Here is a 13,381-nt window from a genome sequence, read left to right as displayed (position 1 = left end):
ATGCACGTCAGGCGCCGAGCGAGATCGTGCTTCGCCCGCCCTTCGAGCGGCAACTGGCCACGACACCGCCCCGCCGCTTGCGCGCTCGTTGCCGGTCGTCACCACGGCGCGGCAGCCGAGAAGGTCATGACGTCGAGCACCCGCGCGATTGCCGCTGCGCAGCTTCGGTCGGCGATCGACCTGTGAGGTGACTCGGAAACTCCAGGAAGGCGCGAGGACATCGGCCGGCGCATCGCATGGACCGGCGGCCGTCAGATCGCGCTGCCATCGAGCCCCGGAGTTTCGGTGGCCACGGGTGCCTGCGAGGCGCGGCGATGCCGGCGCATTCTCACGACAGCCTGGCGCGCAGTCCGGACACCGGTCGTGCAGGCGGAGCGCGATTCGTATTGCCGTCGCCGCGGGGTGGTGATGTCCGGATCGGGCAGCGTTTCCTGTTCGGGCTGATGCACATGCGTCGTGGTCGCGGGCTCGCGGGCCGATGGGCGCCGCCGGCTTCATGTCGCGGCAGGACATCACGCCGGCCTCGACCCGATCGTTCGCAGTCAATCCGTCCTCATTGCAAGGAATCCATCCGATGAAATCGACCGCCGTACGCTACGTTGCCGCCACCGCCGTCCTGCTCGCGGTGTCCGCTTGCGGCCACGACGCCACGTCCACGGGCGGCGCGCCCGCGGCCGCACCGTCGACCTCGGCACCTTCGGACCCGCCTGCCTCGATGTCCGGACTGCCGGCGATGCCGCAGCGCTACAGCAAGAACCTCACGCGCGCCTTCACCGCCGCGAGCGAAGGCCGCAGCCCGACGATGGCGTGCACGTCGGTGATCGCGATGGCGGCCGGCAATCCTCTGCCCGAGGGGCGCGCGCCGACACCGGACAGCGTCCGCGCGTTCGAGTTGTGCTACATCGACGTGGGCGCGCGCTACATCGACACGCTGCTCGCGCAGATCCGCGCCGGCGGAGCGAAGGACGAGCTGTGCGCGAAGATCGCCTCGTACGCGGTCATCGCGCGAACCAGCCTGGGCAGCTTCGCCGGCAACGCCGGTCTCGACGTGGCCGCGCTCGACCGGCGTCTGCTCGAGCGCGTGCGCGCCGGTATGCAGACCTCGTGTCCCGATCAGATCGAGGCGCTCGGCGGCGATCGCTGAGGCGAGCGGCGTCAGCCGGCGCTGCCGGCGGGTGCCGACTCGACGAGATCGTGCAGCGCCTCCAGGTCGCTGCGCACCGGGTCCGCAGCATGACCCAGCTCCTGCGCTGCGTTGCGTACGCGCTCGAGCATGGCGCGTGCGGCGGCGACGTCGCCGCGTGCATGCGATAGCCGGCCGCGCAGCAGGTCCGCTCGCAATTGCAGCGCCACCGGCCACTGCGAGGGCTGCAATGCGGCGAGCGCCTCCAGCGCGGACGAGGCGGCGTCGAAGCGGCGCAGGTCGAGCAGTCCTTCCGCATGCGTGACCTGCAGCGACAGCGTCAGCGGGCTGCCGTCGCCGGCATGGAGGCGGGCCATGTCCTCGGCCTCCTTCGCCAACGGCACGGCCAGCTCCGGCTTGCCGTTTTTCAGCAGCGTCCGCGCATAGTTGCCGATCAGCGCGGCGGTCGCGGCCGACGGGCCATAGCCCTCGCGCCTCAGTGCGAGTGCGGAGGCGAAGGCCTGTTCGGCCTGCCGCATGTCACCCTGGCGGAAATACGCGGCGGCCAGGTTGTTGAGCGTATTGAGCGCATCGTTGCCGCGCTCCATGTTCAGCGCCGTCCAGGTGCGCATGGCCTCCTGCGATACCGCGATGCCTTCGTCGAAGCGGCCGGCCTGAATGTAGGCGGCGCCGAGGTTGGTGTAGAGCGCGGCCGTCTCGAAATGCTCCGCGCCGGAGCGTTGCAGGCGTAGCGGCAGTGCCGCTTCGAGCGTGGCGATGCCGCTCGCCACGTCGCCGCGCTGGCGCTCCAGCTGCGACTGCAGCATGCGGCTCACCAGCAGCACGTCGGCATGACGCGCCGCATCGGTGGACCAGAACGCTTGCGCCTGGGCGAGCAGGTCTGCGGCCTCGTCCGAGCGGCCCGTCCGATGCAGGGTTTCGGCCAGGGTGAAGCGCACGTCGGCGGCGGCCACGGGATCGGCGATCGCCGACTCGTGTGCCAGCCAGCGCTCGAGCAGCGGAGCCGCACCGGCGTAGTCGTCGATGTAGAAATGCAGTTCGCCCAGCGCCTTGAGCACTTCGGCTGCGGCGGCAGGATCGGCTGCAAACCCCGCATCGACGCGCGCGGCGGCCTGCTCGAGCACCTGCTTGGCCGTCAGCGGTGCGCCGGCGCGGGCCTGCTGGCTGGCATCGCGGAACATGTGTGCGAGGTAGTCGCGCACGGCCTTGCTGCGCGAGGCCTCCATCTGCGCGATGTCGCGCTCGCGTGCGGCCTCGCGTTCGGCCAGGCTCACGGCCGCCAGGGCCACCACCAGGCCGATAACGAACAGCGCCGACAGGCTCGCCGCCACTGAATAGCGCCGCAGCGCGCGGCGGAGGCGGTAACCCAGCGCATCGCCGCGTGCCTGCACCGGTCGCAACGAGAGGTGGTTCTCGATGTCCTGCCGCAAGGCTTCGACCGAGGCGTAGCGCGCGTCGGGCTCCGGCCGCGTCGCCTTGTGCACGATCGCGTCCAGATCCCCTCGCAGCCTGCCGGCATCCTCGCCTCTGGCCTGGGTGCTGGGCGCCGGCGGCGGACCTGCGGTCGCGCGCTGCAGTACCGCCATCGCGCCCTGGCGCACGAGGTGCCCCCAAGGCGGCTGGCCGGCCAGCATTTCGTGCAGCAGCAGGCCCAGGGCGTAGACGTCGGTCGATGTCGTTTCGGCTTCGCCGGCCAGCTGTTCCGGTGCCGCGTACTGCGGCGTCAGGCGCTGCGCGCGCGTGACGACGTCGGCCGCGGCGGCCTCGTCCATCAGCCGCGCGATACCGAAATCGAGCAGCGCGACGCGGCCGTCGGCGCGGACCAGGATGTTCTGGGGCTTCAGGTCGCGGTGCACGATCAGATGGCGATGTGCAAATGCCACGGCATCGCACACCTGCCGGAACAGCGCGAGTCGCGCGTCGATGCCCATTGCATGCTGGCGCACGTGCTCGGTCAGGGGCGCGCCTGCGACGAACTCCATCACCATGTACGGTCGGCCGCCGGGGGCGCTGCCCGCGTCGAGCAGACGGGCGATGCCCGGATGGTCCAAACGGGCGAGCAGGCGCTGTTCGCGCAGGAAGCGGGGGATGTCGTCGGGCTGCCAGTCGCGCAGCAGCTTGATGGCGACCTGCTGCTCGAACTGCCCGTCGTTGCGCACGCCGAGCCAGACCTCGCCGCTGCCGCCCCGGCCGATCGGCCGCTGCAGCGTCCAGGCCCCCAGCTGCATGCCCGCTTGTGCGACCGGCAGCACCTCCGCGGCGGGATGGTCGAGATAGCCGTCCGAGGCGGCCATCGCGTCGAGTAGCGCCATCACCTCCCGGCACAGGGCGTCGTCGTCGCTGCAGCGGTCCCGTACCAAGGCCGCGCGCAGCGCCGGAGGCTGGTCGAGTGCTTCGTCGAGCACGGCCTCGATGCGCGCGAAACGCCGGATGGCCGCCTCGTCCGGTCTCGCTGCGTCAGGTCGATGCACGGCCGTCCTCGATCACGGGGGCCGATTCGCCCAGCTCGCGATACAGCCACGCGCGTGCCTTCAGCCAGTCGCGGCGCACGGTGCGATCGGTGATGCCGAGTGCATCGGCGGTCTCGTTCTCGCTGAAGCCGGCAAAGAACCGGCAGTCGACCACCCGGGCCAGCCGCGGACTCAGCGCCGCCAGGCGCTGCACCGCCTCGTTCACCATCAATATCTGCTGGTCATCCGCGTCGGCCGCATCCATTCCTTCGTGCAGCCCGACGACGTCCACGCCGTGATTGCGCTTGGCCGATCGCCGCGCGAGCACGTCGTTGACCAGAACCTGCCGCATCGCCCGCGCCGCCGTGGCAAGAAAATGCTGCCGGTCGTTCCAGCCGCGCGAGCGCCGCAGCTTCAGCCACGCCTCGTTGACCAGCGCCGTGGTGCACAGCGTGGCGCCTGCGCGGGCGCGAAAGCGTTCGCGTCGGGCGATACCGCGCAGATCGGCATAGAGCACGGCCACGAGCGCATCGAACGGCGCAGTGGGCGTTTCCGGTGGTTCGACGCTGACGTCGGGGGCTGTCCCAGCGCTCATGGCCGAAGTCTCGCACAGGTGCGGCAGCGCTCGCAGGTCCGTTCGGACGTCGGCACGTCTGGAGCCAGGGCGAGCCGGAGCCGCGGCCGTCGGGCGGGCGATCGTGCTCGCCGAAAAAGAAGTGGAGCCAGCAGTACTTACCGGACGAAGCGGCACGTGACCCGGAGAGCATGATGCGCAAGTATCGCGCCGCTTTTGCCCAGGGCCGCGGCGTCGCATGGGACAAAAGCGATTCTTTCAATCAGCGCAACGCCATTCCAACGACTGACGTCGCGTCGTGGATCAACGAGAACCTTTCGAACCGAAGCAAGTGATCGCAGGCGTGCGCCCGAGCGGCCTCATCGATGCAATCCAGGCATCAACCCTGGATCAAGGCGACCCTGGGCGCACACTCGTTTGCGGTTCGCCGGCGATCACGCCCTTGATCCAATCCTGGTAATGGCGCAGATGGACGTTGCAGGTGATCTGGCCATACCGCCCCGGTGTCCTGTTGGTGCTCTGGGGGTCCGACCATGACGTCAGTCCGGCCAGGCGCCAGTCGTTTCCGGTCTGGATCAGGACGGGCCCGCCGCTGTCGCCACTTCCCGAGCCGCCCTCGAGCGGCAGCGCCTGCGCTGGCCGGTCAAAGGTGTAGCAGAGCCAGCGACCGTCGGCGCTGGTGACCTTGTTGAACGCGCGGCGAAGGGAAGTGCGGTGCGAATCACTGAACTCATAGCCGGTGACGCCGTTGCCCGTGGCACCCGCCCCCAGCACCTTGACGACCTGGCCGAACTCATCGACGTCTTCGTTGATCACAACGGGCGTGACGTCGGTGACGGGTTGCGCCAGCTTGAGCAGGGCGATGTCGTCCGAGGACGAGAGCAGCACCCTGAATAAGGTCCAGTCCCAGGTCGCCAGCGCCTGGTCGAACAGCTGCTGCGACGGCTTCTTGTAGCCAGGATGGACTACGAGGCGCTCGACGTTCCGGGGGATTCCATTGAGCGTCACCTGCTTGATCTGGGTCTGCCACGTAACGGCGTGCCCCGCGGTGACGATCCACTGAGGCGCGATCAGCGCGCCGTGCCCTTCGCCGGGCAGGTCGACCAGCGCCGGGAACTCCGACGCCGGAACGCGGTACTTCGCGTCGTCGACGTCATCGCGGATAACGATTGCGCCCGCGGTGAGGGGCGCGGCAAGCAGTGCGAACAGCAGGAAGCGGAGCATGGTTCGGTTCTCGAGTCTCTCTTGGAGTGGCCGGCCAGCGATTCGCCTTTGCGCCGTCTGCCTTCTTACTGCGTCGGACAATAAAAAGGCCGAAATCCAGTGTTTTAAGCTGAATTCCGGCCTATGTTGGACTGCCTTGGACCTGGCAAATGGTGGAGCGGAGGAGGATCGAACTCCCGACCTTCGCATTGCGAACGCGACGCTCTCCCAGCTGAGCTACCGCCCCGGTGTTGCCGTGTACGGAACCGCCTGCGCGGGTCCGTGCGGGGCGCGCATGATAGCCGGACGCGCCGGTGGCGCCAAGAGGGGCGAGGGGGTGCCGCGCGAGCGGCGGACCCGGTCGCTATTGCGGCGCAGCGAATTTCCCGCTACGGTGCGCGCCATTCCCGTTCCATCGCCTGCCGAGTCCTTGCGTGCGCGTCTGCGAGCTTGCTTCCAGCACCGGTCACCAGTCCAGCGCCCGCATGGCGTCGGGCATGACCTCGCGCGCGCGCCGAAACGAAACGGACATCCGCGCCGGGTAGGCTGTCGACCGCTGTTGTTGAGTCTCGACCAGAACCCGGCCTCGTGCCGGGTTTTTTCGTTCGTTTCCGTCCGCCGTACCGCCTGCCATAGGGATCGCCGATGACGCTTCGCCACTTTCTGACCACCCAGGACTGGAGCCGCAGCGAGCTCGACGCGCTGCTCGCGCAGGCCGCGGCCTTCAAGCGGACCCGTCAGGGCCGTGAGCTCGACGGCAAGTCGATCGCGCTGCTGTTCTTCAATCCGTCGATGCGCACGCGCACCAGCTTCGAGCTCGGCGCGCACCAGCTCGGCGGCAAGGCGATCGTACTGTCGCCCGGCAAGGACGCCTGGCCGATCGAGTTCGAGGTCGGCACGGTCATGGACGGGGAGACCGAGGAGCACATCGCCGAGGTCGCGCGCGTGCTGAGCCGCTACGTGGACCTGATCGCGGTGCGCGCGTTCCCGAAGTTCCAGGACTGGTCGGTCGACCGCGAGGACCGCGTGATCCACGCGTTCGCGCGGCATGCGACGGTGCCGGTCATCAACATGGAGACGATCACGCATCCGTGCCAGGAGCTGGCGCACGTGATGGCGCTCAAGGAGCACCTCGGCCCGGATCTGAGCGGCCGCAAGTACGTGCTGACCTGGACCTACCATCCCAAGCCGCTCAATACCGCGGTCGCCAACTCGGCGCTGCTGATCGCGACGCGCTTCGGCATGGACGTGACGCTGCTGTGCCCGAACGAGGACTACCTGCTCGACCCGCGCTACATGGACTTCGCGCGGCAGAACGTCGCCGAGAGCGGCGGCCGGCTGACGGTCAGCCACGACATCCAGAGCGCGTATCGCGGCGCCGACGTCGTCTATGCCAAGAGCTGGGGCGCGCTGCCGTTCTTCGGCCGCTGGGACGAGGAGCGCCAGGTGCGCGAGGCCAGCAAGCACTTCATCGTCGACGAGGCGAAGATGGCGCTGACCCACAACGGCCTGTTCAGCCACTGCCTGCCGCTGCGCCGCAATGTCAAGGCCACCGATGCGGTCATGGACTCGCCGGCCTGCATCGCGATCGACGAGGCCGAGAACCGCCTGCACGTGCAGAAGGCGATCATGGCCACGCTGGCGGCGCAGGGCTGAGCGGCCATGTACCAGCCGGCCGCCTTCCGCGAGACGCGGAGCGAGCGCATCGACGATCTGCTGCGGGCCTATCCGCTGGCGGCGTTGACGGTCGCGGACGGGCAGGGCTTCGCGGTCGACCACGTGCCGCTGCTGCGCAGCGGCGAGGTGCTGCGCGGCCACGTCGCGCGCGCCAATCCGCTCGCGCAGCGCGACGATGCGGCCGTCGTGGCGGTGTTCCAGGGCCCGCAGGCCTACGTCAGCCCGAGTTGGTATCCGAGCAAGCACGAGACCGGCCGCGAGGTGCCGACCTGGAACTACGCGGTCGTCCACGTGCACGGACGGCTGCGCACGACGGCCGATCCGCGCTGGCTGCGGGCATTGCTGACCGAGCTGACCGACTGGCACGAGGCCGGCCAGCCGCAGCCGTGGTCGATCGACGACGCGCCGGCCGACCATACCGAGCGCCTGCTCGGCGCGATCACCGGCGTCGAGATCGCGATCGAGCGCATCGAGGCCAAGTTCAAGCTCAGTCAGAACCATCCGCCGGCCAATCGCCTCGGCGTCGTCGAGGGCCTGCGCCGACGCGATCGCGCCGGCGACGCCGAGCTCGCGGCCTGGATGGCGCGCATCGAGGAGAGCCGCACATGAGTCTGCATCGCTACGCGCTCGAGGTGGTCTGGACCGGCAATCGCGGCGAGGGCACGCGCGGCTATCGCGGCTACGGCCGCGAGCACGAGATCCGCATCGACGGCAAGCCGGCGATCGCCGGCTCGTCCGATCCGGCCTTCCTCGGCGATCCGGCACGGCACAACCCGGAGGATCTGCTGGTCGCCGCGCTGTCGAGCTGCCACATGCTCTGGTATCTGCACCTGGCCGCGGTCGCCGGCATCGTCGTGACGGCCTATACCGATCGCGCCGAGGGCACGATGGCCAGCGACGCCGACGGTGGCCGCTTCACCGACGTGCTGCTGCGCCCGCGCGTCGTCATCGCGGCCGGCGATCCGGCACTGGCCGCCGCGCTGCACGAGGAAGCGCACCACGCCTGCTTCATCGCGCGCTCGGTCAACTTTCCGGTGTGCTGCGAGCCCGAGATCGTCACCGAATCCGTCTGATCCTTTTCCCAGAGACCTTTCCCATGAGCCAAGACATCGTCCTCGCGTTCTCCGGCGGACTCGATACCAGCTTCTGCGTGCCGTATCTGAAGGAGCGCGGCTATGCCGTGCACACCGTGTTCGCCGACACCGGCGGCGTCGACGCGGAGGAGCGCGCGTTCATCGAGGCGCGCGCAGCCGAGCTCGGCGTGGCCTCGCACGTCACCGTCGATGGCGGTCCGGCGATCTGGGCGGGCTTCGTCAAGCCGTTCGTGCGCGCCGGCGAGGGCTACCAGGGCCAGTACCCGCTGCTGGTCTCGGACCGCTATCTGATCGTCGAGGCGGCGCTGCGCCGCGCCGAGGAACTCGGCACGCGCCATGTCGCGCACGGCTGCACCGGCATGGGCAACGACCAGGTGCGCTTCGACCTGGCGGTCAAGGCGCTCGGCGACTACGTGATCGTCGCGCCGATCCGCGAGATTCAGAAGCAGCACACGCAGACGCGCGCCTACGAGCAGGCCTACCTGGAAGAGCGCGGCTTCGGCGTGCGCGCCAAGCAGAAGGCCTACACGATCAACGAGAACCTGCTCGGCGTGACGATGTCCGGCGGCGAGATCGACCGCTGGGAGGCGCCGGGCGAGGGCGCGCGCGGCTGGTGCGCGCCGCGCGCCGAATGGCCGGCGGCGCCGTTGCGCGTGCGGATCGCTTTCGAGGCGGGCGAGGCGGTGTCGATCGACGGCGAGCGCGTGCCGGGCCATCAGCTGCTGGCTCGACTGAACCGCGCGTTCGCGCCGTACGGCGTCGGCCGCGGCCTCTATACCGGCGACACCACGATCGGCCTCAAGGGCCGCATCATCTTCGAGGCGCCCGGCCTGATCTCGCTGCTGACCGCGCATCGCGCGCTCGAGGAGGCCGTGCTGTCCAAGGCGCAGAACCGCTTCAAGCCGGCCGTCGCACGGCAGTGGGTGGAGCTGGTCTACGAGGGCTTCTTCCACGATCCGCTGAAGGCCGATCTGGAAGCCTTCCTCGCCTCGAGCCAGCGCTGCGTCAACGGCGAGGTCGTGCTCGAGACGCACGGCGGCAGCGTGCAGGCCGTTGCGGTGACCTCGCCGCACATTCTCAACGCGAAGGGTGCCACCTATGCGCAGTCGGCCGACTGGGGCGTCGAGGAGGCCGAGGGCTTCATCAAGCTGTTCGGCATGAGCTCGACGCTGTGGGCCGAGGTCAACCGCCATGTCGAGCGTTGATCGAGTCTCGCGCAGCCGCGATGGCGCGATGAGGCAGCCGGCATGACCGCGCTGCTCGACGCCACGCTGCGGCATCTGCGGGCGCTGGTCGCGTTCGACACGCGCAATCCGCCGCGCGCGATCGACGGCGGCGGCATCTTCGCCTACCTGCGCGAGCAGCTGCCAGGCTTCGACTGCGAGGTGATCGATCACGGCGCCGGCGCGGTCAGCCTGTACGCGAAGCGCGGCCGGCCGCGGCTGCTGTTCAACGTGCACCTGGATACCGTGCCCGATTCGCCGCACTGGTCGGCCAGTCCGTTCGAGTTGCGCGTGGACGCATCGCGCGCGGTCGGGCTCGGCGCCTGCGACATCAAGGGCGCGGCGGCTGCTCTGGTCGCGGCGGCCGCCGCCAGCGACGGCGACGCGGCGTTCCTGTTCACGTCGGACGAGGAGGCCAACGATCCGCGCTGCATCGCGGCGTTTCTCGCGCGCGCGCTGCCGTACGAGGCCGTGCTGGTCGCCGAGCCGACCGGCGCGGAGGCCGTGCTTGCGCACCGCGGCATCAGCTCGGTGCTGATGCGCTTCGCCGGCCGCGCCGGGCATGCGTCCGGCCGGCAGTCGGCCCGCGACAGCGCGCTGCATCAGGCGATCGCCTGGGGCGCGCGTGCGCTGGCGCACGTCGATTCACTCGCGCACCAGCGCTTCGGCGGCCTGACCGGCCTGCGCTTCAACGTCGGCCGCATCGAGGGCGGCATCAAGGCCAATATGATCGCGCCGGCGGCCGAGCTGCGCTTCGGCTTCCGGCCGCTGCCGTCGACCGACGTCGACGCGCTGCTGGCGACGTTCCGCGATCTGGCCGATCCGGCGCCGGCGCATTTCGAGGAGACCTTCCGCGGCCCGAGTCTGCCGTCGGGCGCGATCGCCGACGCCGAGACGCGCCGACTCGCCGCGCGCGACGTCGCCGACGCGCTCGGCCTGCCGATCGGCAACGCGGTCGACTTCTGGACCGAGGCCTCGCTGTTCTCTCAGGCCGGCTATACCGCCCTGGTCTACGGCCCCGGCGACATCGCCCAGGCCCATACCGCCGACGAGTGGGTCGCGCTCGACCAGCTCGCCCGCTACGCCACGACCGTACATGGAATCATCGACGATGCACGCGCATAAGCAGACCCGGCAGACCATCGTGCGCCTGCTCTCGAGCATGGCCAGCGCGAAGGAGATCAGCCAGTACCTCAAACGCTTCTCGCAGATGGATGCCAAGCGCTTCGCCGTGGTCAAGGTCGGCGGTGCGGTGCTGCGCGACGATCTGGACGCGCTGACCTCGTCGCTGGCGTTCCTGCAGCAGGTCGGCCTGACGCCGATCGTGGTGCACGGCGCCGGACCGCAGCTCGACGAAGAGCTGGCCGCGGCCGGCATCGAGAAGCGCACCGTCGACGGCCTGCGCGTGACCTCGCCGCAGGCGCTGGCGATCGTGCGCCGCGTGTTCCAGGCGCAGAACCTCAAGCTGGTCGAGGCGCTGCAGCAGACCGACGCGCGCGCGACCTCGATCACCTCGGGCGTGTTCGAGGCCGAGTACCTGGACGAGGCCCGGCTCGGCCTGGTCGGGCGCGTCACCGGCGTCAATCTGGCGCCGATCGAGGCCAGCCTGCACGCCGGTTCGATCCCGGTCATCGCCAGCATGGGCGAGACCGCCGGCGGCCAGATCCTCAACGTCAATGCCGACTTCGCCGCCAACGAACTGGTGCAGGTGCTGCAGCCGTACAAGATCATCTTTCTGACCGGCACCGGCGGCCTGCTCGATGCCGATGGCAACCTGATCGATTCGATCAACCTGTCGACCGAATACGACCACCTGATCGCGCAGCCCTGGATCAACGGCGGCATGCGCGTGAAGATCGAGCAGATCAAGGACCTGCTCGACACCCTGCCGCTGACCAGCTCGGTATCGATCACCAAGCCGGCCGAGCTCGCCAAGGAGCTGTTCACGCACAAGGGCTCGGGCACCCTGGTCCGGCGCGGCGAGCGCGTGCTGCGCGTGACGGCGTGGAGCGAGCTGGATCTGCCGCGCCTGCGCGAGCTGATCGAATCGAGCTTCGGCCGCACCCTGGTCGCCGACTACTTCGAGCGCACGCGTCTGTTCCGCGCCTACGTCAGCGAGAACTACCGCACCGCGCTGATCCTGACCGAAGAGGACGGCATCGCATATCTGGACAAGTTCGCCGTGCTCGACGACGCACAGGGCGAGGGCCTGGGCCGTGCGGTCTGGCAGGTCATGCGCGAGGAGAACCCGCGCCTGTTCTGGCGCTCGCGCCACGGCAATCTGGTCAATCACTTCTACTACGCCGAGTCCGACGGCTGCTTCAAGCAGGAGCGCTGGAAGGTGTTCTGGTACGGCCTGCCGGACTTCGAGACGATCCAGCGCTGCGTCGCGCATTGCGCGACGCGCCCGCCGACGCTGGAAGGCTGAGCGATGGACGGATTCCTGACGCCGGTCATGCTCGAGGGCGAGCATGTCGTGCTCGAGCCGCTGCAGGCCGGCCACGCCGAGGCGCTCGCGGCGGCGGCCGCCGACGGCGAGCTGCACCGGCTCTGGTATACCAGCGTGCCGGCGCCGGGCGAGATGGCGGCCTATGTCGCCGGCTTCGTCGAGCAGCAGGCGCAGCGCACGGCACTGCCGTTCGCGGTGCGCCTGCGCGGCGACGGCACGGTCGTCGGCCATACCGCGATCTGCAACGCCGACGGCCACCACCGCCGGCTCGAGATCGGCTACACCTGGTATGCCGCGCGCGTGCAGCGCACGGCAGTCAACACCGAAGCCAAGCTCCTGCTGCTGCGGCATGCGTTCGAGGCGCTCGGCTGCGTGCGCGTCGAGTTCCGCACGCACTGGTTCAACCACCGCTCGCGCGAGGCGATCGCGCGGCTCGGCGCCAGGCAGGAGGGCGTGCTGCGCAGCCATCAGACGCTGGCCGACGGCAGCCTGCGCGATACCGTCGTATTCTCGATCATCGAACCGGAATGGCCGGCCGTGCGCCGCCATCTGATATTCCGGCTGGAGCGTTCCGTATGACTTCGATCCACAGCGTCGGCATCGTCGGCGCGCGCGGCCACACCGGCGCGGAGCTGATTGCGTTGATCGCCGGCCATCGGCATCTGCAGCTGGCCTTCGTGTCCTCGCGCGAGCTCGCCGGCCAGCCGGTCGCCGACCACGTTGGCGCCTACCGCGGCGCGCTGTGCTACGAACGGCTCGATCACGAGGCCGTCGCCGCCAAGCGCGCCGACGCGGTCGTGCTGGCGCTGCCGAACGGCAAGTCCGGCGAACTGGTCGCGGCGATCGACGCCGCGGCGCCGCAGACGCTGATCGTCGACCTGTCGGCCGATCATCGCTTCGATTCGAGCTGGTACTACGGCCTGCCGGAGCTGACGCGCGCGCGCTACCGCGGCGAGCGCCGCATCGCCAATCCGGGCTGCTACGCCACCGCGATGCAGCTGGCGATCGCGCCGCTGCTCGAAGAGCTCGCCGGGCCGCCGCAGTGCTTCGGCGTGTCGGGCTACTCGGGGGCCGGCACGACGCCGTCGGACCGCAACGACCCGGACAAGCTGCGCGACAATCTGATGCCGTACGCGCTGGTCGACCACGTCCACGAGCGCGAGGTGTCGCGCCAGCTCGGCGTGCCGGTGGAGTTCATGCCGCATGTCGCGCCGCATTTCCGCGGCATCACGATGACGGTCAACCTGTGGCTGCGCGAGGCGATGACGCGCGATGCGGTCCGCGCGCGCTACCTCGAGCGCTATGCCGGCGAACCGCTGCTGCGCGTTGTCGACGAGGCGCCGTGGGTCAGCGCGATCGCGCATCGGCACGAGGTCGAGATCGGCGGCTTCGCGGTCGCGCCGGGCGGGCGCCGCGTCGTCGTCGTCGCCACGCTCGACAACCTGCTCAAGGGCGCCGCGACTCAGGCGCTGCAGAACCTCAACCAGGCGCTGGGCCTCGACGAGTTCGAAGGCATCGTGCGTTGAACGGCGGCGCCGCGGCACCGCCAGCGAAATCCGTGGAGAGT

Annotated in this window: 13 protein-coding genes and 1 tRNA gene; 10 read left to right on the top strand and 4 right to left on the bottom strand. The window is 69.7% G+C overall.

Annotated features, from left to right (window positions below; all coding sequences use genetic code 11):
- The first annotated feature begins 574 nt into the window (after positions 1-574).
- Positions 575-1,144: a hypothetical protein gene (locus VMR06_RS01515; RefSeq protein ID WP_325372263.1), complete on the top strand. Its 570-nt coding sequence runs from the start codon at positions 575-577 to the stop codon at positions 1,142-1,144.
- A gap of 11 nt (positions 1,145-1,155) precedes the next feature.
- Here VMR06_RS01515 and VMR06_RS01510 read toward each other — a convergent pair whose 3' ends face one another.
- A complete protein-coding gene (locus VMR06_RS01510) occupies positions 1,156-3,615 on the bottom strand; it encodes a serine/threonine-protein kinase (protein WP_325372261.1) in 2,460 nt (819 codons plus the stop codon).
- On the bottom strand, positions 3,602-4,189 hold the full coding sequence (locus VMR06_RS01505; RefSeq protein ID WP_325372259.1) for an ECF-type sigma factor: 588 nt from the start codon (positions 4,187-4,189) through the stop codon (positions 3,602-3,604). The genes VMR06_RS01510 and VMR06_RS01505 overlap by 14 nt, the downstream gene beginning before the upstream one ends.
- 173 nt (positions 4,190-4,362) lie before the next feature.
- Between VMR06_RS01505 and VMR06_RS01500 the strand changes: the two genes are divergently transcribed.
- Positions 4,363-4,503 (top strand): hypothetical protein, encoded by a 141-nt coding sequence (locus tag VMR06_RS01500; RefSeq protein ID WP_325372257.1) that lies wholly within the window; start codon positions 4,363-4,365, stop codon positions 4,501-4,503.
- 55 nt (positions 4,504-4,558) lie between these two features.
- Here the strand turns inward: VMR06_RS01500 and VMR06_RS01495 are convergent, their stop codons facing one another.
- Entirely contained in the window at positions 4,559-5,392 is an 834-nt protein-coding gene (locus tag VMR06_RS01495) for a trypsin-like serine protease (RefSeq protein WP_325372255.1), read from the bottom strand.
- Between the two features lie 150 nt (positions 5,393-5,542).
- Positions 5,543-5,618 (bottom strand) — tRNA-Ala (locus VMR06_RS01490).
- A 398-nt stretch (positions 5,619-6,016) separates the two neighbouring features.
- Here VMR06_RS01490 and VMR06_RS01485 point away from each other — a divergent pair.
- Genes VMR06_RS01485 through argC form a run of 8 tightly spaced genes read left to right on the top strand, consistent with a single transcriptional unit; the run spans position 6,017 to position 13,340 of the window.
- The gene (locus VMR06_RS01485; RefSeq protein ID WP_325372253.1) at positions 6,017-7,027 is read left to right on the top strand and encodes an N-acetylornithine carbamoyltransferase; all 1,011 of its coding nucleotides are present in this window, start codon (positions 6,017-6,019) and stop codon (positions 7,025-7,027) included.
- A gap of 6 nt (positions 7,028-7,033) precedes the next feature.
- Positions 7,034-7,657 (top strand): FMN-binding negative transcriptional regulator, encoded by a 624-nt coding sequence (locus VMR06_RS01480; RefSeq protein ID WP_325372251.1) that lies wholly within the window; start codon positions 7,034-7,036, stop codon positions 7,655-7,657.
- Positions 7,654-8,121, top strand: a complete 468-nt coding sequence (locus tag VMR06_RS01475) for an OsmC family protein (protein ID WP_325372249.1) — start codon at positions 7,654-7,656, stop codon at positions 8,119-8,121. The genes VMR06_RS01480 and VMR06_RS01475 overlap by 4 nt, the downstream gene beginning before the upstream one ends.
- Before the next feature lie 23 nt (positions 8,122-8,144).
- Complete coding sequence (locus VMR06_RS01470; protein ID WP_325372247.1) at positions 8,145-9,347, top strand: argininosuccinate synthase; 1,203 nt, start codon at positions 8,145-8,147, stop codon at positions 9,345-9,347.
- A gap of 42 nt (positions 9,348-9,389) precedes the next feature.
- Entirely contained in the window at positions 9,390-10,490 is a 1,101-nt protein-coding gene (locus VMR06_RS01465; RefSeq protein ID WP_325372245.1) for an acetylornithine deacetylase, read from the top strand.
- Positions 10,477-11,793 (top strand): acetylglutamate kinase, encoded by a 1,317-nt coding sequence (locus tag VMR06_RS01460; RefSeq protein WP_325372243.1) that lies wholly within the window; start codon positions 10,477-10,479, stop codon positions 11,791-11,793. Before VMR06_RS01465 ends, VMR06_RS01460 begins: the two co-directional genes overlap by 14 nt.
- A 3-nt stretch (positions 11,794-11,796) precedes the next feature.
- Positions 11,797-12,393, top strand: coding sequence for a GNAT family protein (locus tag VMR06_RS01455; RefSeq protein WP_325372241.1), 597 nt, complete (start codon positions 11,797-11,799; stop codon positions 12,391-12,393).
- Complete coding sequence (gene argC / locus VMR06_RS01450; RefSeq protein WP_325372239.1) at positions 12,390-13,340, top strand: N-acetyl-gamma-glutamyl-phosphate reductase; 951 nt, start codon at positions 12,390-12,392, stop codon at positions 13,338-13,340. Before VMR06_RS01455 ends, argC begins: the two co-directional genes overlap by 4 nt.
- Positions 13,341-13,381: the final 41 nt, after the last annotated feature.

Source organism: Dokdonella sp. (assembly GCF_035511235.1).
GTDB lineage: Bacteria > Pseudomonadota > Gammaproteobacteria > Xanthomonadales > Rhodanobacteraceae > Dokdonella.
This window is presented reverse-complemented; position numbering and strand designations above follow the sequence as displayed.

Coding starts and splice junctions, on each gene's coding strand:
- VMR06_RS01470 (WP_325372247.1), top strand. CDS start 8,145: ATGAGCCAAGACATCGTCCTCGCGTTCTCCGGCGGACTCGATACCAGC.
- VMR06_RS01475 (WP_325372249.1), top strand. CDS start 7,654: ATGAGTCTGCATCGCTACGCGCTCGAGGTGGTCTGGACCGGCAATCGC.
- VMR06_RS01495 (WP_325372255.1), bottom strand. CDS start 5,392: ATGCTCCGCTTCCTGCTGTTCGCACTGCTTGCCGCGCCCCTCACCGCG.
- VMR06_RS01505 (WP_325372259.1), bottom strand. CDS start 4,189: ATGAGCGCTGGGACAGCCCCCGACGTCAGCGTCGAACCACCGGAAACG.
- VMR06_RS01460 (WP_325372243.1), top strand. CDS start 10,477: ATGCACGCGCATAAGCAGACCCGGCAGACCATCGTGCGCCTGCTCTCG.
- VMR06_RS01480 (WP_325372251.1), top strand. CDS start 7,034: ATGTACCAGCCGGCCGCCTTCCGCGAGACGCGGAGCGAGCGCATCGAC.
- VMR06_RS01465 (WP_325372245.1), top strand. CDS start 9,390: ATGACCGCGCTGCTCGACGCCACGCTGCGGCATCTGCGGGCGCTGGTC.
- VMR06_RS01515 (WP_325372263.1), top strand. CDS start 575: ATGAAATCGACCGCCGTACGCTACGTTGCCGCCACCGCCGTCCTGCTC.
- VMR06_RS01485 (WP_325372253.1), top strand. CDS start 6,017: ATGACGCTTCGCCACTTTCTGACCACCCAGGACTGGAGCCGCAGCGAG.
- VMR06_RS01455 (WP_325372241.1), top strand. CDS start 11,797: ATGGACGGATTCCTGACGCCGGTCATGCTCGAGGGCGAGCATGTCGTG.
- argC (WP_325372239.1), top strand. CDS start 12,390: ATGACTTCGATCCACAGCGTCGGCATCGTCGGCGCGCGCGGCCACACC.
- VMR06_RS01500 (WP_325372257.1), top strand. CDS start 4,363: ATGCGCAAGTATCGCGCCGCTTTTGCCCAGGGCCGCGGCGTCGCATGG.